Origin of the sequence: Caballeronia jiangsuensis (assembly GCF_046030135.1) — a bacterium.
Taxonomy (GTDB): Bacteria; Pseudomonadota; Gammaproteobacteria; order Burkholderiales; family Burkholderiaceae; genus Caballeronia; species Caballeronia jiangsuensis.
Window position 1 is genome coordinate 26,957 of sequence record NZ_JAQQDB010000021.1, and the last position, 24,619, is coordinate 51,575.

General features: G+C 64.7%; 25 protein-coding genes and 1 riboswitch. Of the genes, 11 read left to right on the plus strand and 14 right to left on the minus strand.

Translation table 11 applies throughout. The annotated features are described in order from the left end of the window. Positions 1-20: 20 nt before the first annotated feature. A complete protein-coding gene (locus tag PQR08_RS21935; RefSeq protein ID WP_250485803.1) occupies positions 21-1,400 on the plus strand; it encodes a CoA transferase in 1,380 nt (459 codons plus the stop codon). Between the two features lie 24 nt (positions 1,401-1,424). On the opposite strand, the gene PQR08_RS21940 is transcribed toward PQR08_RS21935, so the two are convergent. Continuing rightward, positions 1,425-2,048 carry an FMN-binding negative transcriptional regulator gene (locus tag PQR08_RS21940; RefSeq protein ID WP_250485802.1) on the minus strand — a complete coding sequence of 208 codons (624 nt, stop codon included), beginning with the start codon at positions 2,046-2,048 and terminating at the stop codon, positions 1,425-1,427. A gap of 85 nt (positions 2,049-2,133) precedes the next feature. Here PQR08_RS21940 and pdxR point away from each other — a divergent pair, with 85 nt between their 5' ends. Both pdxR and PQR08_RS21950 read left to right on the plus strand, forming a co-directional pair. Next, the gene (gene pdxR / locus PQR08_RS21945) at positions 2,134-3,588 is read left to right on the plus strand and encodes a MocR-like pyridoxine biosynthesis transcription factor PdxR (protein ID WP_250485801.1); all 1,455 of its coding nucleotides are present in this window, start codon (positions 2,134-2,136) and stop codon (positions 3,586-3,588) included. Positions 3,589-3,664: 76 nt separating this feature from the next. Beyond that, on the plus strand, positions 3,665-5,287 hold the full coding sequence (locus PQR08_RS21950) for a D-alanyl-D-alanine carboxypeptidase/D-alanyl-D-alanine-endopeptidase (protein ID WP_250485800.1): 1,623 nt from the start codon (positions 3,665-3,667) through the stop codon (positions 5,285-5,287). A gap of 4 nt (positions 5,288-5,291) precedes the next feature. On the opposite strand, the gene PQR08_RS21955 is transcribed toward PQR08_RS21950, so the two are convergent. Then, a complete protein-coding gene (locus tag PQR08_RS21955; RefSeq protein WP_250485799.1) occupies positions 5,292-6,320 on the minus strand; it encodes a MerR family transcriptional regulator in 1,029 nt (342 codons plus the stop codon). A 55-nt stretch (positions 6,321-6,375) separates the two neighbouring features. After that, a complete protein-coding gene (gene alr / locus PQR08_RS21960) occupies positions 6,376-7,479 on the minus strand; it encodes an alanine racemase (RefSeq protein ID WP_250485798.1) in 1,104 nt (367 codons plus the stop codon). Positions 7,480-7,654: 175 nt separating this feature from the next. On the opposite strand from alr, the gene PQR08_RS21965 reads away from it, so the two are divergent. Beyond that, a complete protein-coding gene (locus PQR08_RS21965) occupies positions 7,655-8,083 on the plus strand; it encodes a DUF6632 domain-containing protein (protein ID WP_187608423.1) in 429 nt (142 codons plus the stop codon). On the opposite strand, the gene mntP is transcribed toward PQR08_RS21965, so the two are convergent. Further along, on the minus strand, positions 8,049-8,618 hold the full coding sequence (mntP, locus tag PQR08_RS21970) for a manganese efflux pump MntP (RefSeq protein WP_187608424.1): 570 nt from the start codon (positions 8,616-8,618) through the stop codon (positions 8,049-8,051). The two genes, PQR08_RS21965 and mntP, sit on opposite strands and share 35 nt — an antisense overlap. Before the next feature lie 8 nt (positions 8,619-8,626). Beyond that, a riboswitch (yybP-ykoY riboswitch) is annotated at positions 8,627-8,798 on the minus strand. 114 nt (positions 8,799-8,912) lie between these two features. Here mntP and PQR08_RS21975 point away from each other — a divergent pair. Further along, positions 8,913-9,359 (plus strand): ester cyclase, encoded by a 447-nt coding sequence (locus tag PQR08_RS21975; protein ID WP_035502114.1) that lies wholly within the window; start codon positions 8,913-8,915, stop codon positions 9,357-9,359. On the opposite strand, the gene PQR08_RS21980 is transcribed toward PQR08_RS21975, so the two are convergent. After that, positions 9,356-9,844, minus strand: a complete 489-nt coding sequence (locus tag PQR08_RS21980) for a hypothetical protein (RefSeq protein WP_250485797.1) — start codon at positions 9,842-9,844, stop codon at positions 9,356-9,358. The two genes, PQR08_RS21975 and PQR08_RS21980, sit on opposite strands and share 4 nt — an antisense overlap. A gap of 76 nt (positions 9,845-9,920) precedes the next feature. Then, a complete protein-coding gene (locus tag PQR08_RS21985) occupies positions 9,921-11,621 on the minus strand; it encodes an outer membrane protein assembly factor BamB family protein (protein WP_250485796.1) in 1,701 nt (566 codons plus the stop codon). Between the two features lie 131 nt (positions 11,622-11,752). On the opposite strand from PQR08_RS21985, the gene PQR08_RS21990 reads away from it, so the two are divergent. Further along, entirely contained in the window at positions 11,753-11,887 is a 135-nt protein-coding gene (locus tag PQR08_RS21990; RefSeq protein ID WP_284505905.1) for a hypothetical protein, read from the plus strand. A 41-nt stretch (positions 11,888-11,928) separates the two neighbouring features. Here PQR08_RS21990 and PQR08_RS21995 read toward each other — a convergent pair whose 3' ends face one another. The 3 genes from PQR08_RS21995 to PQR08_RS22005 all read right to left on the minus strand — a co-directional run bounded on the left by PQR08_RS21995 (position 11,929) and on the right by PQR08_RS22005 (position 15,243). Next, positions 11,929-14,445: a membrane-bound PQQ-dependent dehydrogenase, glucose/quinate/shikimate family gene (locus PQR08_RS21995; protein ID WP_250485795.1), complete on the minus strand. Its 2,517-nt coding sequence runs from the start codon at positions 14,443-14,445 to the stop codon at positions 11,929-11,931. A gap of 172 nt (positions 14,446-14,617) precedes the next feature. After that, positions 14,618-14,941, minus strand: a complete 324-nt coding sequence (locus PQR08_RS22000; RefSeq protein ID WP_250485794.1) for a hypothetical protein — start codon at positions 14,939-14,941, stop codon at positions 14,618-14,620. Positions 14,942-14,994: 53 nt separating this feature from the next. After that, positions 14,995-15,243: a hypothetical protein gene (locus PQR08_RS22005; protein WP_035502286.1), complete on the minus strand. Its 249-nt coding sequence runs from the start codon at positions 15,241-15,243 to the stop codon at positions 14,995-14,997. Between the two features lie 123 nt (positions 15,244-15,366). Here PQR08_RS22005 and PQR08_RS22010 point away from each other — a divergent pair, with 123 nt between their 5' ends. Beyond that, positions 15,367-15,750: a hypothetical protein gene (locus PQR08_RS22010; RefSeq protein WP_238289746.1), complete on the plus strand. Its 384-nt coding sequence runs from the start codon at positions 15,367-15,369 to the stop codon at positions 15,748-15,750. A gap of 3 nt (positions 15,751-15,753) precedes the next feature. On the opposite strand, the gene PQR08_RS22015 is transcribed toward PQR08_RS22010, so the two are convergent. Together PQR08_RS22015 and PQR08_RS22020 are read right to left on the minus strand one after the other, a co-directional pair. After that, positions 15,754-16,953 carry an amino acid aminotransferase gene (locus PQR08_RS22015; protein ID WP_187608430.1) on the minus strand — a complete coding sequence of 400 codons (1,200 nt, stop codon included), beginning with the start codon at positions 16,951-16,953 and terminating at the stop codon, positions 15,754-15,756. Between the two features lie 35 nt (positions 16,954-16,988). Next, positions 16,989-18,389: an amino acid permease gene (locus PQR08_RS22020; protein WP_250485793.1), complete on the minus strand. Its 1,401-nt coding sequence runs from the start codon at positions 18,387-18,389 to the stop codon at positions 16,989-16,991. Positions 18,390-18,734: 345 nt separating this feature from the next. On the opposite strand from PQR08_RS22020, the gene PQR08_RS22025 reads away from it, so the two are divergent. Then, entirely contained in the window at positions 18,735-18,998 is a 264-nt protein-coding gene (locus tag PQR08_RS22025) for a hypothetical protein (RefSeq protein ID WP_187608432.1), read from the plus strand. A gap of 87 nt (positions 18,999-19,085) precedes the next feature. Then, positions 19,086-19,238, plus strand: a complete 153-nt coding sequence (locus PQR08_RS22030; RefSeq protein ID WP_187608508.1) for a hypothetical protein — start codon at positions 19,086-19,088, stop codon at positions 19,236-19,238. Positions 19,239-19,301: 63 nt separating this feature from the next. On the opposite strand, the gene aroQ is transcribed toward PQR08_RS22030, so the two are convergent. The 3 genes from aroQ to PQR08_RS22045 all read right to left on the minus strand — a co-directional run bounded on the left by aroQ (position 19,302) and on the right by PQR08_RS22045 (position 22,355). Beyond that, positions 19,302-19,748, minus strand: a complete 447-nt coding sequence (gene aroQ, locus PQR08_RS22035) for a type II 3-dehydroquinate dehydratase (RefSeq protein ID WP_250485792.1) — start codon at positions 19,746-19,748, stop codon at positions 19,302-19,304. 36 nt (positions 19,749-19,784) lie between these two features. Beyond that, entirely contained in the window at positions 19,785-20,843 is a 1,059-nt protein-coding gene (locus PQR08_RS22040; RefSeq protein ID WP_313761195.1) for a Gfo/Idh/MocA family protein, read from the minus strand. A 96-nt stretch (positions 20,844-20,939) separates the two neighbouring features. Further along, positions 20,940-22,355: an MFS transporter gene (locus PQR08_RS22045; protein ID WP_187608433.1), complete on the minus strand. Its 1,416-nt coding sequence runs from the start codon at positions 22,353-22,355 to the stop codon at positions 20,940-20,942. 392 nt (positions 22,356-22,747) lie between these two features. On the opposite strand from PQR08_RS22045, the gene PQR08_RS22050 reads away from it, so the two are divergent. Both PQR08_RS22050 and PQR08_RS22055 read left to right on the plus strand, forming a co-directional pair. Next, entirely contained in the window at positions 22,748-24,322 is a 1,575-nt protein-coding gene (locus tag PQR08_RS22050; protein WP_250485790.1) for a sensor domain-containing diguanylate cyclase, read from the plus strand. Between the two features lie 77 nt (positions 24,323-24,399). Further along, positions 24,400-24,615, plus strand: coding sequence for a hypothetical protein (locus PQR08_RS22055; protein ID WP_187608437.1), 216 nt, complete (start codon positions 24,400-24,402; stop codon positions 24,613-24,615). Positions 24,616-24,619: the final 4 nt, after the last annotated feature.

Genomic DNA, 24,619 nt, shown 5'->3' on the forward strand with positions numbered 1-24,619 from the left:
AGCACGCGCGCCGACCGACCATGACTTCCTCCCTCGATACGCTGCACGACATATGGCGCATCGCCGGCTTGCCCGACGATGCGCTTTCTTTCATCGACCTTCCGGGTCGCGATCCGGTTTTTCCTTCCAGCTTTGCGATCGGCGCGGCGGCGCAGGCGACCATCGGCGCGGCGGCGCTCGCGGCTTGCGAGCTCGGCGCGCTGCGTGGCGTTGAGCGGCAGCGCGTGTCGGTCGACATGACGCATGCGGCTGTCGAATGCACCGGAGCGTTCACGGTCGATGGCAAGGAGCCGGAGACGTGGGGACGCTTTTCCGGGCTGTATCGATGCGCCGATGGCTACGTGCGCATCCATGCGAACTTCGAGCATCATCAGGATGGCGCGCTGCGACTGCTCGGGCTCGATCCGCAAACGGCGACGCGCGAGGATGCCGAGCGCGCGTTGCTCGCATGGCGCGGTCGCGATTTCGAAAACGCGGCGGCGGAGCGCGGGCTCGTCGTCACGATGCTGCGCACGTTCGACGAATGGGATGCGACGCCTCAGGCGCAAGCCATCGCCGCGCAGCCGTTGATGACGATCACGCGTATCGGCGATGCGCCGCCGCTCGCATTGCCGCCCTTGTCCGCCGATGCGCGTCCGCTCGACGGCCTTCGCGTGCTCGATTTCACGCGCATTCTCGCCGGGCCGGTCGGCGGCCGGGCGCTTGCCGCGTTCGGCGCGGACGTGATGCTCGTGAACGGGCCGCATCTGCCGAATATTCCTGCAATCGCGGATACGAGCCGGGGCAAACGCTCGGCGTTGCTCGATCTTCGCTCGCCTTCGGATCGCGACACGCTCTGGCGTTTAATCGACGATGCGCATGTGTTCGCGCAGGGGTATCGGCCGGGCGGGATCGCGTCGCTGGGTTTCGGTCCGCAAGAGGTGGCGGAGCGCAGGCCGGGGATCGTTTATACGTCGCTGACCGCGTACGGCACGGATGGTCCGTGGGCCGAACGGCGCGGCTTCGATTCACTCGTTCAAACTGCGATGGGATTCAACGCAGCCGAAGGCGAAGCGGCGGGCGAAAGCAAGCCGCGTCCATTGCCGATGCAGATGCTCGACATGGCGAGCGGCTTTCTGATGGCGTTCGGCGCGGCCGCCGCGCTATGGAAGCAGCAGCGCGAAGGCGGAAGCTGGCATGTTCAGATATCGCTCGCGCAGACGGGGCATTGGCTGCGTGGACTGGGGCGCGTCGAGGATGGATTGAAGACGGCGAAGCCGGATTTCGCGCCGTATGTCGAGCGGTATGAATCCGGCTTCGGCGAATTGATGGCCGTGCGGCCGAGCGCGCAACTGACGCGAACGCCTGCGGGCTATGCGCGCGATTCGGAGCAACCGGGGACATCGGCGGCGCGGTGGTGACGAGCGTTTGCTAAAGCGCGATCGTCACCCGGCGCGCGACATCGCCTGAGCCAGTTCTTCATTTCCGCGCGCCTGCAAAGTATCGGCGGCGTTGATGCGATCGCGCGTCTCCTTGTTCTGGCTCAGCTTCGATTTGCCCACGATCGACGTCACGGCAATCTCGATGCCCACGATATTGCGCAGCATGCCATCGATGAAGTCTGGCTCCGAGTCGCCCATCTTCCACGGCTTCGGCTCGCTCGCCTCATGCCGACGCGTCAGACGCGCGACGAGTCCGCGCACGAACGGTTCGTCGTCGCGCACGGTGAGCACGCCATGCGCATGCACGACTTCGTAGTTCCAGGTCGGCACCTGCCGATGCGCCTCATGTTTGCTCGGATACCAGTTCGGCGAGATATAACCCTCCGCGCCGCGAAAAATCACCATGACCGGCGTGCCGGTCGGGCACCGCTGCCAGATATCGTTGGCGCGCGCGACATGCGCCGTGAGCAGTCCGTGCGTGCCTCGCTCGGGATCGAATTCGAACGGAATGTGATTGGCGTCCAGACCGGCGTCGTCATGCGTGACGAGTATTCCGAGCGCATGCGCGCGAATGATCCGATGGAGTTCTTCGGGACGAGTCTCTGCGAAGTGCGGCGGGATATACATCGTGAATGCTCGGCAAAGGTGACGGAACTCCGTCACTATCGCCCGAAACAGGCACAATAAGAAGATCCAGTTTCGGTTGTTTTTCATGGTCCAGTTGAACAGAGCCGGCACGGGGCAGCGCATCTACGATCTGCTGCGCGCCCAGATTGCCGACGGCACGCTGCCCGCGGGCGCGTCCGCGCCATCGACGCGCGCGCTGGCCGCCGATCTGGGCGTCTCGCGCACAACCGTCACCGCTGCCTTCGAACAACTCGCCGCCGAAGGCTTCCTCGTCACATCGGCGGGCCGCGTCGCGCGCGTCGCCACGCCGCCGGTGCCGCTCGCGCCGCCCGGTCCGACGCGCGTTGCCCGCACCGCGCCCGCATTATCCGCATACGGCGAGCGCGTTTCGACGCTGCCCATGCCCGTGCTTCATCAGACGAAGCAGGGCAGCGTCAACTTCCTGTACGGCGCGGTGTCCTCGCGCGACTTTCCTTCGCTGATCTGGAAGCGGGCGTATCAGGCCGAGCTACTGCATCAGCCGGACAGCCTCTACTACGTCGCGCCCGAAGGCGATGCTTCGCTGCGGGGCGCGTTGCAGGCGTATCTGGGACGTGCGCGTGGGCTCGTCTGCGACAGCGAACAGATCGTCGTGGTGAACGGCACGCAGCAGGCGCTCGATCTATGCGCGCGCGTCCTGCTCGATCCCGGCGATACGTTCGCGTTCGAAGACCCCGGCTATCTGATCGCGCGCCATTGCTTCGAAGCGTCGGGCGGCGTGCCGCTGCCTGTTGCCGTCGACGAACATGGTCTCGACACGCGCCGTCTCCCCGCCGATGGCCGCGCGCGGCTCGCTTACGTGACGCCCTCGCATCAGTTTCCGCTGGGCGGCGTGTTGCCGGTCGGACGCCGGCTCGAATTGCTCGAATGGGCGCAACGGCACGATGCCTGGATCATCGAGGACGACTACGACGGCGAGTTCCGTTACGGCCAGCGCCCGATCGATGCGTTGCAATCGATCGATTCGAATGGCCGCGTGATCTACATCGGCACATTCTCCAAGGCGCTTTCGCCGCATCTCCGGCTGGGCTACATGATCCTGCCGCACGATCTCGTGCCGGTGTTCCGTCAGGCCAAGAGGCTGAGCGACCGGCATTCGGCGGTCATCGATCAGCGCGTGCTCGCATCGCTGATCGAAGGCGGCGCGTATGAACGTCATGTGCGGCGCGTCCGACGCGAATACGAACGGCGTCGCGCGGCGTTGCTCGATGCCATCGCGCATCTTCTGCCGCAGAGCGCGCAGGTGACCGGCACCGCCGCCGGGCTGCATGTCACGCTGTGGCTGCCGTTTCTCGATTCGAAGGATGAGGCCGCGCTCGTCGCCGCCGCGCATGCGAAGGGCGTGGGCGTCTATCCGGTATCGCAGCTTTATGCCGCGCCGACCGTCGATGCGCGGACCCGGCCCGCCGGTCTGATTCTCGGTTATGCGAGCGTGCCGGTCGATAAGATCCGCGAGGGAATTCAGATTCTCGCCGGCGTGATCGGCCAGTCGAAGCGTTGAGCCGACGCTTTCGCTTTGTATTCCGAATCCGCGCGTCCTATGCTGATTCTCGGTAAATAACGAAGGGAACAAGACCATGCGCGCGCGAATCCTGGCTGTCCCGTTGTTGATCGCATCCAGCCTTCTCGCCGCGAGTTGCGGCGGCGGTTCGTCGGACGATCCCATCGATCAGGTGATGAAAAAGCCGCGCTACACGAGCGCGAACTCGCAATGGTCGATGGTCGTGATGGACGCCACCACCGGCGAAACGCTCGCCGCGCTGCAACCCGACACGCTCTCGTTCACCGGCTCCGTGCGCAAGCTCTACTCGGTGGGCAGCGCGCTCAATATCATTGGCGCGGATCATCGCTTCGAAACGCCGGTCTATCGCAACGGCACGCTCGACGCATCGGGCAAGCTCACGGGCGATCTCATCCTGAAGGCTTCCGGCGATCTCACCTTCGGCGGGCGGCAGAAACCGGACGGCACCATCGATTTCACCGACTTCGATCACAACGAGGCGCGCGCCTTCGACGGCGCGATCCTGACGCCGGAAGATCCGCTGACCGCCATCAACCAGCTCGCGCAACAGGTCAGGGCGGCGGGCATCACGTCGGTCAGCGGCGATGTCATCGTCGATGACAGGCTCTTCGATGCGTTTCGCGTGCCCAACGGCAACGTGCTCATCTCGCCGATCCTCGTGAACGAAAACGTGATCGACGTGACGCTCGCGCCGACATCGGCCGGACAGCCCGGCCAGCTCGACTGGCGCCCGCGCACGAGCGCGATGACCATGCAGGGCGCGACGCTCACGACGGCGGCCAATAGCGCGGCGGACATCGTCACATCGGGCGATGCGCTCGACGATGGACCGCTCAGTTGTCTCGCCGCGCCCGGCTGTCACGGCACGATCTCGGGCGCAGCGAGCCTCGCCGCGCCCGCGACGATCCCGATGGGCTACACGTCGCCGCTCGTCGGCAACAATCTGTATGTGAGCAACCTGCGTGTGGAAGATCCGCCGTCGTTCGCGCGCACCGCCTTCATCGACGCATTGACGCGCGCGGGCGTCAGCGTCTCGGCGCCCGCCGTTCAGCCGAATGACCGAAGCAGGCTGCCATCGGCGCAAAGCTATTCGAGCGCGACGCAGGTGGCGAGCTTCACCTCGCTGCCCTACTCCGAAATCGCCAAGCTGATCCTCAAGGTAAGCCTGAACACCGGCGCCAATCTGAGCCTGATGTATCAAGGTCTCGCGCAAGGCGCGCGCACGGTCGATGCCGCGCTCGTCGCCGAACGCCGGTATCTGACGGGCACGCTCGGGATCGACGGCGCGGGCTTCGACTTTCCGACGAACGGCAGCGGCTCGCCCGACAGCCGTGCGAGCGCGCGCACGACCGCGACGCTGCTCACCGTGATGAGCCGCCTGCCGATCTATCCGGTGTATCGCGACGCGTTGTCGATTCTGGGCATCGACGGCTCGCTCGCGGCCATCGGCCGGGATGTCGTCGGCAAGGAGCACATCAGGGTGAAGAGCGGCGCGACCGTGACCAACGGCCAGATGGTCGCGATGAACATGGCGGGTTACATGGACGCGAAGAGCGGGCGGCGCCTCGCCTATGCGCTTTTCGTCAACCACGCCGGACCCGTTCAAGCGCTGACCGACACGCTCGAAGTGTTCGACGACGAAGCGACGATACTCGGCATCGTCTGGGCGCGGTATTGAGGCATTACTCGGTGCTTTCGAGACGCCTCATCGCGTCGCGCATGAAGCCGAGCAACGCCTCGTTCGTCCACGATCCCCTGGTCAGCTCCGGCTCGTTTTGCAACGCATGCCGGATCTTCGCGTGCGTCGCGCGATCGTCGCCCGCGTAGCTGCGAAAGAGCGCCATCCAGCGTCGCGCCAGATCCTGCGCACGCGGCGAATCGGGCGTTGTGCCTTCATCGATCGCATCGCGGACATCGGCCATCAACTCCGGCCACGCCATCGCGTGCCTGCCGTAGCTCTCGCGCAGGAAGTGGAACTCCGCCGGGGACAGATAGCGCTCGTAGATCGCGATCTTCGTCGCCGAGAAAGCGCGGATCACATAGTCCCGCAATTCGGGCGATATGCCGATGCTCGCCTGCATCGACGGTTCGTTGTCGTGCATGCGGTTCAGCTTTGAAAGCAGGCGCGGATCGTCGTTCGTATCGCGTGCGAGCAGCGTCATCCAGCGGTCGGCGAGCGCGCGGGCACGCGCGTCGTCGGCCGGCACGCCCGCGTCCATCAGCGCGCGCGCATCGGCGATGAGCGCCGTCCATTCGGATGACTGCGTGTGCGTGTTGCGGTACATAGGCAGGCGATCGAGTTCTTCGGGCGAAAAGTAGCGGTCGAACATCGTCATCAACTCCAGCGTATTGAGCCAGTCGGCCAGCTCGGGCTCCTTGCCGTCGATCAGCATGCCGCGCAGATTTCCCAGGCGGTCGCGCAGACGCGCCGCCTTCTCGATCTGATGATCGAGCATGACGATCTGCCGCGCGATGAGTTCGGCAAGAGGCGTATCGGGCTGGGAGAGATAAGCGCCGATGTCGGCAAGCGAAAGGCCGAAACCGCGCAACGCCTGGATCCGGTGAAGCCGGGCGATGTCGTCGCGGTTGTACAGGCGGTAGCCGTTATCGGCGCGCGCTGAAGGTGTGAGCAGGCCAATGGCGTCGTAGTGATGCAGCGTGCGGACGGTCAGTCCGCTCTTCTTCGCCAGTTCTCCTGTTTTCAACAGCATGCGAGCCTCCGTTCAGTGCGCACGAAAGAGGCTAGAACCTTACGCTACGTGAGGGTCAAGCGGAATGTGCTTCCGGCTCGTTCGTCACGCCGGCGTCGATGCTCACCGGCACGCGCCGCGCGAGCGCGCATACCAGCTCGTAGCCGATCGTGCCGGACGGCTCGGCCACTTCGTCCACCCTGACGTGTTCGCCCCACAGCTCCACCGACGAGCCGATGCCCGCCGCCGGGCACGGCGTCAGATCGACGGTAAGCATGTCCATCGACACGCGTCCGACGATGCGCGTGCGCACGCCGTCGATCATCACGGGCGTGCCGGTCGGCGCGTGACGCGGATAGCCGTCCGCGTAGCCGCATGCCACTACGCCGATTCGCATCGCGCGATCCGCCGTGAAAGTGCGGCCATAGCCGATCGTCTCGTTCGGCGCGAGCGTCTGCACGCCGATGATGCGGCTTTCGAGCGTCATCGCCGCGCGCAATGCGAAGCCTTCGATGTCGCGCGCGCGGCCCGTCGGCGATGCGCCGTAGAGGATCGTGCCGGGCCGCACCCAATCGCGATGCGCGCGCGGATGCCACAGCACCGCCGCCGAATTCGACAGCGAGCGCGTGCCGGGAAGATTGCGCGTGGCGACATCGAATTCGTCGGTTTGCCAGTCGATCGCGCCATCGTCCGCGTTGGCGAAGTGGCTCATCAGGCCGATCGAGCCGACCGCCTCGATGCCCGACGCACGTTCCCACGCGGCCTCGAACTCGCCCGGCCGAAAGCCGAGCCGGTTCATGCCCGAATTCATCTTCAACTGGATGTCGATGCGCTCGCGCGGCCGCGACGTTTTCAGCAACGCGAGTTGCTCGTCGCAATGCACCGTCACCGTGAGGCGATGACGATCTGCCGTCTCGACGTCCGCGGGCTCGAAAATGCCTTCGAGCAGCAGGATCGGCTTTTCCCAGCCGAGTTCGCGCACGCGCACGGCTTCGTCGAGATCGAGCAGCGCGATGCCGTCCGCTTCCGCGAGCGCCGGATAGATGCGCTCGATGCCGTGACCGTAGGCATTCGCCTTGATCACAGACCAGACGCGCGACGACGGCGCCAGGCGTTTGACGAGTTGGAGGTTCTGACGAACGGCGTCGAGATGAATGCGCGCGGAAATCGGACGTGGCATGACGTGCTGGACAAAAGTTCGAAGGCAGTGAATAGATGAATCGTATCGGCCAAATGGCAGTCGTTGTTATTTTATTTACGCCGTTTTTTGGTGAATACATCTGCCGACCGCAACGCCGTCCGGGCGCACTTCGCGGTATCGTGCGCTCATGTTTCGCGCCGCCGAGGATTTCGCCATGAACGACGCCCGCCGTCTCGCTTGTCTGCGCATCGTGCTCGTCATCGTCGGGCTGATCGCGTTGTTCGGCGTCTTTCCGCTGATGCTGCTCTGGCCTTCGGGATGGGCGTGGGAAAGCGCCCACGAGGGCCGCTCCGAATATGCGCTGATGATCGTCGGCATCTATGCGACGCTCGGCGTGTTCCTGCTGATCGCGTCGCGCGCGCCGATGCGGCATCTGAGCCTCATCTGGTTCACGGTCTGGTCGAGCGTCGTGCATGGCGCGATCATGGCCGTGCAATCGTTCGGCGGCGCGGGTCATCTCGGTCATCTGGCGGGCGATGTGCCCGCGCTTTTCATCGTCGCCGCCGCGCTCGCCGTCTTCACGCCGCGCGGCGACAAGGCGCGCAGGCTCAGCTCAGATAGCCGAGATGCTCGGCCAGAATGACGCTGCCGACGCCGATCAGAATCAGCCCGCCGACGATTTCCGCCCGCTTGCCGATCGTCGCGCCGACGAGCCGCCCGACCATCACGCCGATCGTCACCATCAGCATGGTCGCGAAGCCGATGGTCGCGGCGGTCGAGAAGATATCGACATCGATGAACGCGAGGCCCGCGCCGACCGCCATCGCGTCGATGCTCGTCGCAAAACCGGTGAGCGCAAGCACCCAGAACGAATGCGAGTTGGGCTTTTCCTCGTCGTGGGGCGCTTCGCTGAAGCCTTCGCGGATCATGCGCGCGCCGAGCACGAACAGCAGGCCGAACGCGATCCAGTGATCCCAGGCCGTCACGTACTGCGCCGCCGCCTTGCCGAGCGCCCAGCCGACGAGCGGCGTCAGCGCCTCGATCACGCCGAAGATCACGCCGGTCTTCAACGCTTCCGCGATGCGCGGCTTGTGCAGGGTTGCGCCCTTGCCGACCGCGGCGGCGAATGCGTCGGTGGACATGGCGAAGGCAAGGAATATTGTGGAAGCGAGATTCATCGGGTAGCGCTCTGGTCGGGCAAGATGGAACGACAGAACGCGCGCCCGACCGGTCGCGAATTCTGTCGATGGTCTTGCCAACCTGTGATGGTTGCTCATGCCACGGTCCGAACGACCGAGCGTGTTGACATGAGCGCCTTTCCATTGCGGAAAGGCCGGCTACTCCCCAGCGAAGAAACGAAAGCTTAACACGGCTTAATGACCGTTCCTGCGTTTATGGGATGCGTTGAGGTACAGTGAGCGGGCAATGCCGCCGTTCCCACCTCGTGCAGACAGCACCGTGAAGGAGGCACCATGCCGGCAGCTCACCTGACTCAATCGGCCGCGCGCGAAACGGTCGAGCGTCTCTATCGCGCGTTTTCCACGAAGGATGTCGCGCTCTTGCGGCAGGCCGTCACGCCCGACTGGCAGTACATTCCCGAGCCGCCTGGACAGAAGCCCGGTCCGGATCAGATGATCCCCATCTTCGAAGATCTCGCCAACGCGCTGCCCGACATGCACATCGAGATTCTCGACATGCTCGTTCAGGACGATCGCGTAGGCGTGCGCGCCGAAGTGAGCGGCACGCAATCCGGGCCGTTGCTGGGCATCGCCGCGACCGAGAAGCCGATCCGCTTCGCCATTCATTCGTTTCACGAACTGCGCGACGGACTCGTGTCGAAAACCTGGCATCTCGAAGACTGGCTCAGCGTGTTCCGGCAACTCGACGCCGTGCCGCCGAGAGTCAATCCCCCGGTCTAGCCGCGCCGGATTCGCGTCTTCGCGCCCGGCAACGCGTTCGCGCGCAGGACATGCTCCACGCACAATCCGACGAGCGTCGCGTCCAGCCGCTCCAGCGCGCTCGCCGCGGCGCGCAGTGCGGGCACATCCGTGCCAAACGAATCGAAGAAAAGCCATTCGCGCTGCCGCGCCGCGACCCGCGCCTCTTGCGCTGCCGCGCACAACTCGCGCATGCGCGCGAATCCCGCGGCGCGCGCCTTTTTCTCCAGCATGCCGACGAGCGCTTCGAGGGGCTCGCGCGCGTCACGGGCGACGCTCGTGCGTGCGTCGTCGAAGAGCGAAAGAAAACGCAGCACGCTGCCCTGCAAACGCCGATGCGCATCGACGAGATCGCGTATCGATTCGGCCCGCTCGTGGTCGCGCGCCGCCTTCACGGTGATGATGGTCGCGCCGTAGCCGCCGTCGGCCACTTCGCGGCCCGGTGCGTCGATAGATGGAGTCGCCATGATGCCCCGTAACCCGATGCAGTCCGTTATATCTACAAGAATATAACGCATCGTGATTCCGGTGCGCGATCTCTCCTTATTTCGGCAATAACCCGAACACGGCGACAGCGTTTTTCGTGCCGACATACACCTTGCCGTTCGCGATCATCGGCGTGATGAACTTGTTGCCCTGACCGAACTGGTCGCGCGCGCCCGCATCGTTGCTGCTGTAGAGCTGGCGGCCGAGATTGGTCGCGTCGTACGCGCGCAGGGCGCCCGTCGTGCCGTTCTGCGCAACCCACAGGATGCCGTTGGCCGTGCCGTTCGCGGAAATGCTCGGCGTCGCGCCGGGAAAGGCGAACGCGTTCGATGTCTGGCTCGTCGGCGTTCCCGAAAGCACGGCGTTCGTCACCGAGAAAGCCCTGATGCTGTCGCCGACCGCGCCGAAATAGACCGAGTTGTTGAAATATGCGGGTGCGCCGAACATCGGCCCGCGAATCTGGCCGACGAGTTCCTGGTAGATGTGATCCGCGTTCGAATCGAACTTGCCCATCGAAAGACGGTTCACGACGTAGATGGTCGCGTTCTTGCCCGCGCCGATCGCGAGATGGCGGACCGTGCCGCTCGCATCGGCGAAATCGGGCAGAACCATCGCGCCGCCCGAGCCCAGATCCTCGTCCTGATTCGATTCCTGCACCGTGTTCGAGGGCTCGAAATAATCCTGCACCCTGAGTGGCGACGTGTTCAGCCTTAAAAAACCGTTGCCGAAATTGCCGTTGATCGGCATTTCCTGCGCGTTTTGCGTCGGGTCGAAGGTGCCATTCGCGTCGAGGAAAAAGATCGCTTCGCCGTCCGATGCGAGGCCCGCGCCGCTCATCCAGATCGAGCCCATCTGGCCGTTCGGCGTGACGTTCAGCACGCTCGCCTGTTGCAGCGTGTTCGCGTCGTAGCCCATGACCCAACCTGTGTACGGCATGAAGTCGCAGTGCGAGGTCCACGAGGTGTACACGACGCCGTTGAGCAGGAGCAACGACGCGCGCTCCGCGTACTGGCCCGGATCGAATGTGAGCGTGCCGTTCTGGCTGCCCGCGCCGTTGCCGGGATACGTCGCGCGGATTTCGGTCGGGCCGTTGAAGAGTTCGGCGCCTGTCGCGATGTCGAGCGCGTGGATGCGCTGGTGATAGCCGCCCGACGCGTCCTTCGACATGCCGACGACATACATCGCGCCATTCGGTCCGCGCGAACGGTCGATGACCGGCGTCGCCGTGACGCCGATGGTCGGCGTGATCTGCGTGCACTTGTGGTCGTCGCTGGGCGACTCGCCGTTGCCGAGCGTCGAGACTTTCCAGAGCACGCTGCCAGTGTCGGCGTCGAAGGCGTACACGCTGGCGTTCTCCGTCGCGACATACACGACGTTGTGCGTGCCGCCCGCAATCGGGACGCCCGCGAGAAAGAGCGGCTGGGCATCGACGGCGCCGTCGACGGGGAAGGTCGCCAGCTTGCCGAAGCTGGCCGAATTGACGTTCGCGGGCGTGAGGACGGTTTCCGCGAGTTGTTGCCCAGTGCGGGCGATGTCGTTGTGCCAGGTAGCGACGTCCATCGGAGACGCGGCAGCAGGCGCCGATGCGCCCGACGGACTGGACGCGCCGGAAGGACTCGACGCCGCAGCAGGCGCGCTGCCGCCGGTTGCCGCAGCCGTGGTATCGCCGCTGGAACCGCCGCCGCTGCATGCACCGACGATCGCTACAGCGAGCGCAACGCCGGCTGCGGCGGCCAAAGTCAGGAACCGCGTATTCATCTGCATGCTCCTCTACGGTGAGACACAACGCCACGGCGATCCACTTCACGCGCAAAGAATTTGTTGCAATGCGTCACAATGTGCTAACCTAGGGTTATTACCTAGTTAGTAACCCTAGTACGGAGTCCACCATGGGAATCATCGCCGCTACCCCGATCGCCCTCGTTTCCTTCATCGCCGCCAAGCTCCGCGCCGCCATGCGCGATGCGCTCGTCGCACGCGCCAAGGTCAGCGCGCTGATGGCCGAAGCCTACCGTCGTTCGTAACGCGCAGGCGCGGGAGAATATTCCCGCGCCTTCTTCATCGCTCATTGCAGCGTGTAGGCGATCACGTAGTCGCCTGCCTTCGTGCCGAGCGAACCGTGACCGCCCGCCGTCACGAGCAGATACTGCTTGCCGCTCGCATCGGCATAGCTCATCGGCGTCGCCTGACCGCCAGCCGGCAGGCGCGCTTCCCACAGCTTCTTCCCGTCGCGCACGTCGTAGGCGCGGACGTACCGGTCGAGCGTGCCCGTCAGGAACGCGACGCCGCCCGCCGTCACGATCGTCCCGCCGAGGCTCGGCACACCGAGCGGCATCGGAATCGGCAGCGGCGCGCTGTCGATGATCGTGCCGTTCTTGTGCATCCACGCGATCTTGTTCGTGCGCAGATCGACGCCCGCCATGTAACCCCACGGCGGCGCCTGACACGGAATCCCGAGCGGCGACAGAAACGCACTGATCTCATAGGCAAACGGCGTGCCGCGCGCCTGCTTGATGCCGCTCGTCTCGCTCGTGCTCGTCGCGCCTTCCTGGAGCTTCTCGCGCGGAATCAGTTTCGACGTGAACGCCATGTAATCCGGATTCGCGATGAGAATCTGCCGCACCGGATCGACCGAAATCCCGCCCCAGTCGAACACGCCGAAATTGCCCGGAAACACGAGCGTTCCCTGCTCCGATGGCGGCGTGAACGGCCCGTCGTAGCGCAGACTCCTGAACTTGATGCGGCACCAGAGCTGATCGAACGGCGTCGTGCCCCACATGTCCGCTTCCTTCACGTGCGGCGGATTGAAGTTGAGCGCGGAGACCGCCTGCGTCGGTGCGCTGTGGTCGCCCTTCGCCGCGCCCTGCGGCACCGCCACTTCGCTGATCGGCACGATCGGCTGCCCGGTTTCGCGATTCAGCACGTAGATGCTGCCCTGCTTCGTCGATGCGATCACCGCCGGCTGCATGCCCTGCGCCGTTTGCAGGTCGACGAGCGTCGGCTGCCCGCCGACATCCATGTCCCACAGATCGTGATGCGTGAACTGGTAGTTCCAGCGCACCTTGCCCGTCGCGGCGTCGAGCGCCACGAGGCCCGCCGCGTACTTCTCGGCCTGCGGCGTGCGCTCGCCGCCCCACTGATCGGGCGTCTGATTGCCCATCGGCAGATAGATCATGCCGCGCTTCTCGTCGACGCTGAACATCGACCACATGTTCGGCGAATTGCGCACATAGGTGCCGCCCGCCGCGATCGGTTCGGTGGCGTCCGGATTGCCCGGATCCCAGTTCCAGACGAGATGACCGTCGTTGACGTCGAACGCGCGGATCACGCCGGACGGCTCGTTGTTCGATTCGTTGTCGGTCACGTGGCCACCGACGATCACGAGGTTGCGGAACACGGCCGGCGGCGACGTCGAGTAATAGCCGCCCGGCGTGAACGGGCCGATGTTGGCGCGCAGATCGATCGCGCCTCCCTTGCCGAAACTCGCGCAGGGTTTGCCGGTTTCCGCGTCGAGCGCGATCAGGCGGGCGTCGGCGGTCGGAAGGAAGAGACGGCGCGGGCATTCGGCGAGCGCCGTGGTTTGCGCGGGCGTCTGCACCGGCGCGGCGGGCTCCGATGCGGCCACGGGCCCGGAAGCGGCCTGCGCCTCGGTGTCCGATGACGCGACCGGCGCGCTCGCCTCGACCGGCGCGGAAGCCGTCGCGGCTTCGGCGGGCATCGGATGCATCGCCGTATCGTAATAAGCGACGCCGCGGCAAGTCATATGCTCCCAATGCTTGAAGCCGATCGGACTTTGAATCTGCGGATCGAAGCGCCACTTTTCCTTGCCGCTCGCCGCGTCGAGCGCGATCACTTTGCTGTGCGGCGTACACAGGAAGATCGTGTCGCCGACCTTGAGCGGCGTGTTCTCGTCGGTGGTCTCGGTCGGATCGTCGGGGCCGGGCATGTCGCCGGTGCGGTACGTCCACGCCACTTTCAACTGATGCGCGTTCTCCGGCGTGATCTGCGCGAGCGGCGCGTAACGCTGCGCGAGCGGCGAGCCGCCATAGTCGATCCAGTCACCCGGCGCGCGGCCGGTCGCGGCGTTGGCATCGGCCTGATTCGCGTCGGCGGCCACATTCACGTCGATGCGTCCCGGCCGGTCGTGCGGATCGATGAAATACGTGCCGATGCCGAGCAAAAGCGCGAGCACGATCGCAGCGGCGAGCGGCGTGCGCGCTGCGCGCGCGGTCGAAGGCGGACCGAACAGCGCGCCGCGATGCACGAACGGAATCAGCAGCCAGATCCCGAGCAGCAGCCAGATCCACAGGCGCGGCATCAGTTGCCAGAAGTCGAAATGCACTTCGAACACGGCCCAGACCGTCGAGCCGAAAAGCACGAGCGCGAAGAGCAGCAGCGCGGAGCGCCGCCGTATCAGCAGCAAAAGCCCGGTCAGAACGATGGCCCCGCCCGCGATCGCGTAGTACCACGATCCTTTCAACGTGACGAGATACGCACCGCCCGCCGCCAGCAACGCGCCGATGACGATGAACACGACGGCCGTGAAGAACGTGAGCGGATGAAGTCTTCCGTTGCCAGCCATGCTGAAACCCTCCGTGACGATGAATGGCGGAACACGGCCGATGCGCGGTCGTGGTTCGGACGCTGTCGCGTCGTGGGTAGGAGCAAACGCTGTGCCGTTCGGCGGGAGAGGACGCGTGCGACGCGTGCTTACAGAAGACTTGCCCTGGAAAAGGCGCGTGCGCGCCTGCGGATCAGCGCGGCCGCGGCCAGAGTCCGCCGCACGCATTCGCCGGCATCACGCCGGAGACGAACGCCGCCTTCAGATCGGCGCGTTCGGAGAAACGCGGTGCATCCATCCACATCAGGAATTCGTCGCCCCAGTTTCCCCACGCGTTTTCGTCGAAATCGAAATCCTCGTCGATGCGGCCGTTGTCGCGCAGGTACGCGCCGACCACTTGCGTGCCGTTCCAGTACGCGACGGCGACGTCGGTGAGATCGGCGGTCATGCCGCGCGGCAGATCGCGCAGCAGCATCGCGACATGCGCTTTGAACGAGTTGAATTCAGTCGGTCTCATCGCGTGCTCCGCTTCAAAAAAGTGCGTGAAAAAACTGCCTGCGGCGTGCCCGTTCAGCCGAACACGCCTTTGTTCAAATCCTTTTCGAACGCCGCGGTCCATTCCGTGCCGTGTCCGATGCGATATTCGCGTTCCTTGAGCGTGGAACGTCGCGTGATGGTGACGACGCCCTGCAACGGATAAACATCGTCCACGATGTCGGACGCGCCGCCTTCCTGCACGAGAAAATCGCTTTCATCGAGCCGATGGCGCGCGAGAATCGCGAGGAATTCCGTTCTTTCGTCCGGTGCGATCACAGTCATGAGACCCTCCATGATCGAAGCCTGTCTCCATTCAAAGTAGCACACGCGCGGAGGAACGTCGGCGCATATCTTGCGACGAGCGCGGGACGGCGCACGCGCCATTTTTAAGCAAGGAGTCGATCGATGATGAAACGCGCATCCAACACGATTCGCGCCGGCGCGCTCGCGGCGCTGGTCGCGTGCACGCACGCGCACGCCGACGATGCCGTCTGCGGCACGCTCGAAAGCGCGACGAACGGGCAGGACGGCATGATCGCGCTGCGCGAAGGAGAAAGCGTGAATTTCTGGCGGGGCGGCGCCGTGCGGCACGGCGCGCTGCACGTCTACAAGGACGGCGAGGTGTATCGCGTGTACTGGCAGCCCGAGGGAAGCGGCGACCTGTACGTGCTCGCGAATGAAAGCGCGACGAGCGCGCGGCTCATCCTGACGCCGCCGCGCGGCACGAAGGTCGATACGGGACCGGGCAGCCTGCCGCCGCAGAAAGTGCTGTCCTGTCCCGCGCTGTAACGATTATTTTGCGGCGAGCACCTTGCCGATCGCATCGGCGACGGTCTGCACGTTGCTGTCGTTCAGACCCGCGACGCACATGCGGCCCGAGCGCAGGATATACACGCCGAACTCCTCCTTGAGCCGATCCGCTTGATCCGCGACGAGACCCGTGTACGTGAACATGCCGCGCTGCTTGATGTAGCGCGTGAGCATTTCGCCGCGCACGTGATCCTTCAGGCCGTCGTGGATCGCCTGACGCATGCGCGCGATGCGCTGGCACATCGACGCGAGTTCCTGTTCCCACGAGCGCTTAAGCTCAGGCGTATTCAGCACATGCGTGACGATCTTCGCGCCGTGCGTCGGCGGATTGCTGTAGTTCGCGCGCACCGCGCTCGTCAACTGGCCGAGCACGCGGTCGGCTTCGGCGGCGTCGTCGCTGATCACGTGCAGACCGCCGCAACGCTCGCCATACAGCGAGAAATTCTTCGAGAACGAATTCGCGATGAACGCCGGCACGCCACGGCGCGCGAGTTCGCGCACGGCGAACGCGTCGTCGTCCAGACCTGCGCCGAAGCCCTGGTATGCCATATCGACGAACGGCAGCAGATCGCGCTTTTGCAGCACGTCGATGATCTTCAGCCATTGCGACTGGTCGAGGTCGACGCCCGTCGGGTTATGGCAGCACGCGTGCAGCAGAACGACGCTTTTCGCGGGCAATTTGTCGATGGCTTCGAGCATCGCGTCGAAGCGCAGGCCGCCGGTGGCTTCGTCGTAATAAGGGTACGTGTTCACCTCGAAGCCGGCGCGCTCGAAGATGAAGCGATGGTTCTCCCACGTCGGGTCGCTCACCCACACTTTCGATTGCGGGAAATAGCGCTTGATGAAGTCCGCGCCGACCTTGAGCGCCCCCGAGCCGCCGAGCGTCTGCACGCTCGCGATACGGCCGTCCGCGCGCGACGGGCTGTCGTTGCCGAACACGAGCGACTGCACCGCGTCGCGATAATGCGCGAAACCGGCCATCGGCAAATACGGCTTCGGGCCGAGTTCCTTCAGGATCGACAGTTCCGCTTCGCGCACCGCCTGCATCACGGGCAGGCGGCCTTCGTCGTCGAAGTAAATGCCGATGCTCAGGTTGACCTTGTTGGTGCGCGGGTCCTTCTGGAAATTTTCGTTCAGCGACAGGATGGGATCGCCGGGGTAGGCATCGATATGTTCGAACATGGTGTCGGTATCAGGACGAGAGTCAGGACGAGAGATCAGCGGGATTGCAGGCGGTTGGCGCGCTTCGCGTCAGCGCCCCTTTTTTTGAGATAGTAGCCGATTCCGAGAACGGCCAACCAGACGGGGATCAGGTAGACGGACAGGCGCAGGTCCGGAATCTCGTACATGACCCACACGATGCCCACGAGAAACGCGAGCACGATGTAGTTCGTGAACGGATGGCCGAAGCTCGGAAACGATGTTGTTTCGTTGCTCGCGCTTTTCTGCCGGCGGAACATCACGTGGATGATGCTGATCATCGCCCAGTTGATGACGAGCGCCGACACCGCGAGGCCCATCAGAAGGCCGAACGCGCGTCCCGGAATCACGTAGTTGATGACGACGCAGGCCGCCGTGACGGTCGCCGACACGGCCAGCGCCGCGAGCGGAATGCCGCGCCTGCTGACACGCAGGAGCGCGCGCGGCGCGTTTCCCTGTTGTGCGAGACCGTAGAGCATGCGGCTATTCGCATACACGCCGCTGTTGTACACGGACAGCGCGGCCGTCAGCACGATCACGTTGAGCACGTTGGCGACGAGCGTGCTGTTCATCTCGCGGAAGATCAGCACGAACGGGCTGCCGCCGGTCGCGACCTTGTCCCACGGATAAAGCGCCAGCAGCACGCCGAGCGCGCCGACATAGAAAATCAGAATGCGATAGATGACCTGATTGGTCGCACGCGGAATGCTGCGCGACGGATCTTCCGCCTCCGCCGCCGTGATGCCGACGAGTTCCAGCCCGCCGAACGAGAACATGATCACGGCCATCGACATCACCAGCCCGTGCACGCCGTTCGGAAAGAAGCCGCCGAGCCGCCACAGGTTGGTGACGCTCGCCTCCGGCCCGGCCTTGCCCGACGCGAGCAGATAGCCGCCGAACAGGATCATCCCGACGATCGCCGCCACCTTCACGATCGCGAACCAGAACTCCGTCTCGCCGTAGGACTTCACGCTCGTCAGGTTGATCGCATTGACGATGACGAAGCACCCCAGCGCCGATATCCACGTCGGCAACCCCGGCCACCAGTACTGCATGTAGATGCCGATGGCCGATAGCTCCGCCATGCTCACCAGGATGTAAATGGCCCAGTAGTTCCAGCCCGAGATGAACCCGGCGGCGTGGCCCCAGTACTTGTCGGCGAAATGGCTGAAGGAGCCTGCGACCGGCTCGTCGACGATCATCTCGCCGAGCTGACGCATGATGAAAAACGCCATCAGACCCGCGATCGCGTAGCCGAGCAGCACGGACGGCCCGGCGAGCTTGATCGTCTGCGCGACGCCGAGAAATAGCCCGGTGCCGATCGCGCCGCCGAGCGCGATCAGCTGGATATGGCGGCTCTTGAGTCCGCGCTTGAGTGTTTCGTGTTGGGGTGCGTCGTTCGTCCTGCCTGAAACCATGTCGATGCCTGCCTGAACCGCAAAAATTACCGCTTTCGTATGACCGAACGATCGACCGGGTCGTTTCGTCCGACTTTTGACGCGTCTCTTGAAATGAAAACTGTTGTTTTTTCGTGCGGACGACCCCACAGGGCGCTGCAAAAAAGGCCGATTATCTGTGCACGGATCTGCGATTTTACCGCCCGGCGACCCGAGAAGCCTTGATGGGCGGACCTACCGCAGTACGCGTCCGATCTTCAGAACCGCACAACAATCGATTTGAGGCTGGAATCAGGTGTTGTTCGGAGGATTGACAAGGGCGCGTCGGCGGGAGAATCGCATCATCCACTCACAAACGGGGTCGCCATGTATCAGACGATGGAAGGAAACGCCAGGCCGCATCGCACGGCAGAGTGTTTCATCGAAGGATCGCAGGTCGGCGCAGCAGCGACGCAAGCTGAATTGCTGCAAGCGCTGCAGTCGGCGTCGGACAACATCATGCGCCTCGCGGGCAAGCTGCGCGGCGAGCGCGATGCCACCGCCGACGATGCCGAGACCATCACCGAGCAGCATGCGCTCGCGCAAGAGCTGATCGGACGTTTGCTGGCGCTGCCCGCGTCGCAGGCGTAACGGACCAACAGGGCTAACGGAAGGCGGGCAGCGGTGACGGCACGAGCCGCCCGCGCCCGGAGCATCGGGGAGAAGGAAATGAGCTACTTGACGATCATCGCCGCGGTCTGGGGCATTTGCGCGGTCTGCGCGGTGCTGTTCATCCGCGGCGCGGCGCAGCGCAATCCGGAACCGTTGCGCGTGCAGCGCGACCACGAACCGGTGCGGCATGCATCAAAGGATTTCGGTCGTTCGGTCTGACCCGGTGCTACCGGCGAGACTCTCAAACGCCTCGCCGGAAAACAACGCAGTGCCCGTTCCGCTTTACTTGCCCGCGTTGATCGCAGCGACCGCCGCGCGCAAGCCCAGCAGATAGCTATCCACGCCGAAGCCCGAAATCTGCCCCTTGGCGATTTCCGCGAATACCGATTTGTGGCGGAACTCTTCCCGCGCGTGAACGTGCGACATATGCACTTCGATGACCGGCGCCGTCAGAATGGCGAGCGCATCGCGGATCGCATAGCTGTAATGCGTCCACGCGCCGGCGTTGATCACGATCGCATCGATCTTTTCCTCGAACGCGCGATGAATCCGCGAGCACATCTCGCCTTCGATATTCGTCTGGTAGCACTCCACCTCCACGCCCAGCTCCTTGCCCAGCGCGGCCATTTGCTCGTCGATTTGCGCGAGCGTCGCCGTGCCGTACTGCTTCGGGTCGCGCTTGCCGAACATGTTGAGGTTGACGCCGTGCAGCGTCAGGATCTTTGCCATGTGATTTCCTTGAACGGGATGGGGAATTGAAAAGATTCAGGCGGTCTCGACGATCTTGCCGCTCGTGGCGGCGAGCACGATGGCCTCGGTGATCCGCAGATTCTGCAGCCCGTCGCGCGCGCTGACAATAGGCTCGGCCTCGCCGCGCGCCACGCGCCCGAAATGTTCCATCTGATGCGCGAGCGGATCGTCGCGCTGCATCGGCACGATGCTTTCCTCGAACGGCTTCCACCATGAGCGGTCTTCCGCGCGGCCGTAGGACTTGAGCCGCATCGTCGGGACGGAAAGCGAGCCGAAGGTGCCCGCGATCACGTAGCAGTCTTCGTCGGGATAAGTCGAGTACGCCTTGTTCTCCTGCGAGGTCTGCTCCCAGCTGCGCGGGGACGCGGCCGTGTCGGAGAGCATGAACGTGCCGAGCGCGCCGCTCGCGAAGCGCAGATTGATCGCGACAGTGTCCTCGACGGGAAAGCCGCGCGTCGCATGCGAAGCGAACGCCTGCACCGCGACGATATCGCCGCACAACATGCGCAGGTTATGCACTTCGTGGATCATGTTGAGCAGGATCGGGCCGCCGCCCGGTTCGCGCCGCCACGGCGCGCTCGCGTAATACTCGTCGGGCTTGAAGAACACCGCGCTGCCCATCACCGCGACGAGCTTGCCGAGCCGTCCTTCATCGATCACCTGCTTCGCGCGCGCCATGATCGGGCTATGCGCGCGATGATGGCCGATCAGCACCTTGACGCCCGAACGTTCGGTTTCGTCGACGAGCGCCTGCGCTTCCTCGACGGTCGGCGCGATCGGCTTTTCCAGCAGCATCGGCACGCGCGCCGCGAGACAGATGCGCGCGTGCTCCACATGCAACTGGTTCGGCGTCGCGAGCACGATGCCGTCCGGGCGATCCTTCGCGAGCAGTTCGTCGAGCGTCCTGTAGAGCGGCACGCCCGCTTTCTCCGCGATGGCCGTCGCCGCCGGCGCGGGATCGACGATGGCGGAAAGCGTGCATGTCGCACTCGCCTGCGCGACGCCCATGTGCGCCTGGCCGATATAGCCCGCGCCCGCCACCGCGATACGTGTCTTGCCTGAGTCAGTGTTCACTTGAATTCACCAGATCGATAAAAAGTGCGCGCGCGAAGGCACGCGGACGGCGCGGACCACGCGCCGCCGTGAGGACAACAAAGGGGAAGATGAAGCCTAGGAAGCGCGGGCGTTCGCGACCGATTCCGCGCGCAGGCGCTCGTACTCGGACTTCTCGACCGGCCGCGCGTCCTGCTCGCCGAGCTGGCTGAGCGGAATGCGATACGTCTCCCGCGCGCTCCACGCGGCGATGGCGGAGATGATCGTGACGGCGAGCGTGATCGAGCCGATCGTGAGCGGAATGTTCGTCGATCCCGGCGGCGCGACGGTCGCGAAGAGCGCGGGCAGGAGCGCGGTGATCGTCGTGCCGACGTTCTGCGAGATCGCCATCGCGGACACGCGCGTGCGCGTCGGAAAGAGCTCGGGATAGAAGCTCGGGAAGATCGCGTTATAGCCCTGATAGACGACGCCCCACATCAGCAGCGACGCGACGATCGCCATGCCGACGCTATGAATGCTGATCGCGTAGAGATACAGATAGGACAGCAGCCCCGACGCAATCGCCCCGACGATGATCGGCGGCTTGCGCCCGATCTTGTCGGAGAGATTGCCGACGAGCGGAATCACGACCACGGCGAGTATGTTGCCGACGACCGGAATCCACAGATACACGCTCTTGTGAAAACCGACGCCGTAGGCGGCCTGCACCGCGTACGCCGCGCCGAAGATCGTCGCGACCACGGGGATCACGTTCATCAGCGCCATGCAGACGACGCGGAACATGTCGCCGAGGTTGTACTTGAAGGCATCGACGATCGGCGAGCGCGGCACGGCGCCCCTCTCGCCTTCCTTCTCGAACGCGGGCGTCTCATGCACTTCGCGGCGGATGATGTAGCCCGCGACCAGCACGAACGCCGAAAGCAGGAACGGAATGCGCCAGCCCCACGAGTTGAACGAATCCTCGGGCATGTAGTACGCGAGCGGCAGGAACACGGCGGCGGCGAGAATCTGTCCGGCCTGCACGCCTTGCAACGTGAAGCTCGCGAAGTAGCCGCGCCGTCCGAATGGCGAGTGTTCGAGAATCATCGAACTGGCGCCCGAGATTTCGCCCGCGACCGCGAAACCCTGCACCAGCCGCAGGATCACGAGCAGCGCCGGCGCGAGCATGCCGACGCTGTGATAGGTCGGCAACAGGCCGACGGCCATCGTCGAAAAGCCCATCAGGAACATGCACAGCACGAGCACGTTCTTGCGGCCGTGCGTGTCGCCAAGATGGCCGAGCACGAACGCGCCGATCGGCCGCGCGACATAGCCGACGCCGTAGGTCGCGAGCGACGCGACGATCGCCACTTTCGGATTGCCCGATGGAAAGAAAAGCTGCGGAAAGATGAGCGCAGCGGCCTGCGCGTAGATGAAAAAGTCGTAGTACTCGAGCGCGGAGCCTATCCAGCCGCTCGCGGTGGCTTTCTTCGTCTGCTTCCGGTGCTCGGCGTGCGACTCGCCGTTTGCACCCGAGAGAGAGTTCGTGTCCATGACGTCTCCATTTATGTTCGCACGACGGTTTCTGTGGCCATCTTTACGACGATACTGCTTTTTCGTTCTTCGCCGACGACGTCCGCGCCGGGTCGCGCGCAGGACATCTCTTCATGATCGCCCCTGAATCGAAAGCTTTCGATGAGGCAAAACCCGCGCGCCGGCGTCTGGCTGAACGCTGTGAGCGCAAGATTACTATGTCGGCGGAAAAGCATAATTCGGCGCGGAGGAAAGTCAGAATGCGCTCGGAGAGAATAATCGTCAGCGACCGGCCTAAACGGAATCAGGGTCGTGCCTAAAGTATGGGCAGCCGCGGCCGTATACACGAGTACCGGCGGTGACGGCATCGCCGTCGCCGTGTTTTCGTCCTCTCGCTGGCCCCGGTCTTCCGTATGTCAGGCAATCCGTCCTTGATCGATTCGATTCTGGCCACGCCGGCGACAGAGAACGGGCGCATCACGGCCGCGATTCGCGCATCGTTGCTGTCGACGCTCGTCGAGGACCTGCACCCGCTCCTGCTGTCCGGCATTTCCAGCGCGTTCGTCGCGATGATCGCGCTCGGGCGTCAGCAGGCGCTCTGGGCAATGCTCTGGGTCGCCGCCGACCTGCTCCTGCTCGCCGTGCGTCTCTCGATCGTGTGCCGCTATCGCGCGCTGAGCCGTCCGAGCGCGCCGCATCCCGGACCGTGGGCCGAGCGCTACGCGCCGTTCGCGCTCCTGACGTGTCTCATGTCCGGCCTCGGCACGATGGCCTGCGTGATTTCCGGCGATGCCGTGCTCGCGTCGCTCGCGATCATGGTGACGGCGGGCCTCCTCGGCGGCATCGCGTCGCGCAACGCGGGCACGCCGCATCTGGCGATCGCGCAGGTGTGCCTCGGCGCACTGCCGATCGGCGTCGGCGGGCTGTTCGGGCCGGCGGGCTACTGGATTCTCGTGCCGCCGCTCTTTCTCTATATCGGCGCGATGTGCGCAGTCGTGCAGCGCCACTATCGCGGCCTCGTCGCGCTGATGACCGCCGAGCAAGGTCACGCCGAAATCGCCGCACGCTTCGACGCGGCGCTCGCTCACATGCCGCACGGTCTCTGCACCGTCGATGCGTCGGGCAAGGTGGTGATCGCGAATCGCAAGGCGGCGGAGCTGTTCGGCGCGACCGTCGAAACGCTGCGGCTGAACGTGTCCTTGCCGGAATTCATCGGCTATGTCGGGCTGTCGAAGTTCGGCGAGACGCTGCGTGCGCAGTTCTCCGAGCGTTGCGCGCAATGGCTCGAGGCGGGCAATCTGCCGCTCGATCTGCCGCTGCGTGACGGCCGGCATCTCGAACTGAGCCGCAACCCGGTGCCGGACGGCAGCGCGGTGATCATCATCGAGGACGTGACGGAGCGCCGCAAGGCCGAGGCGAAGATTCTGCACTGGGCGCATCACGATTCGCTCACGGGCCTGCCGAACCGGCGCTATCTCGGCGATCACGCCGGGCGTCTGATGGCGGGCGGCGCCGGCCGCGAAAAAGTGATGGTGATGTATGTCGATCTCGACGGCTTCAAGCGCGTCAACGACACGCACGGCCACAACGCGGGCGACGATTTGCTGAAGCTCGTCGCCGACCGCCTGCGCAACGCGATGCGCCGCGGCGAACTGGCCGCGCGTCTCGGCGGCGACGAATTCGCGATCGTCGCGACGTACATCGCGGATGCGTCGAACGCCGTGTTCGCGCGCAAGATCATCCGCGAACTGTCCGCGCCCTACACGCTCGCGTGCGGACAGACGGTGCGCGTGGGCGTGAGCGTCGGCATCGCGCTCGCGCATCCGGGCGAAGTGTTCGAGAGCGCGTTGAAGCGCGCCGACGCGGCGCTCTACGAAGCGAAATCGGAAGAGCGCGGCAGCTATCGGTTTTCCGATCGCGATGGCGACGCGCTCATGAACGACGAGCAGGCCGTCGCCGCACTGGGCGAGCGCGGCCGCGCGTGGTAGCGCATCACACGTTGGTATGAGCGCGCCGAGCCGTTCGTAGAATGGTCGGCGCGCGTGCGCTTCTCTAAGCTGACGTCATGGTCACGCACTGGGAGCGCATCATGGGCGATACATCGACACGCGTGTTGTTATCGGGTTGCGCCGCCGTGCTGGCGTTCGGAACGTGGTATTCGGTGAGCGCGCCGCATGACTGGAGCGCGCTCCATCGCGCGGGTTACGACACCGAGCTGCCGCTGGAGCGGATCGCGCTCGACGAAGAAGCGGCATCGTCCGTCAGAACGCCGCACCGATAAACCC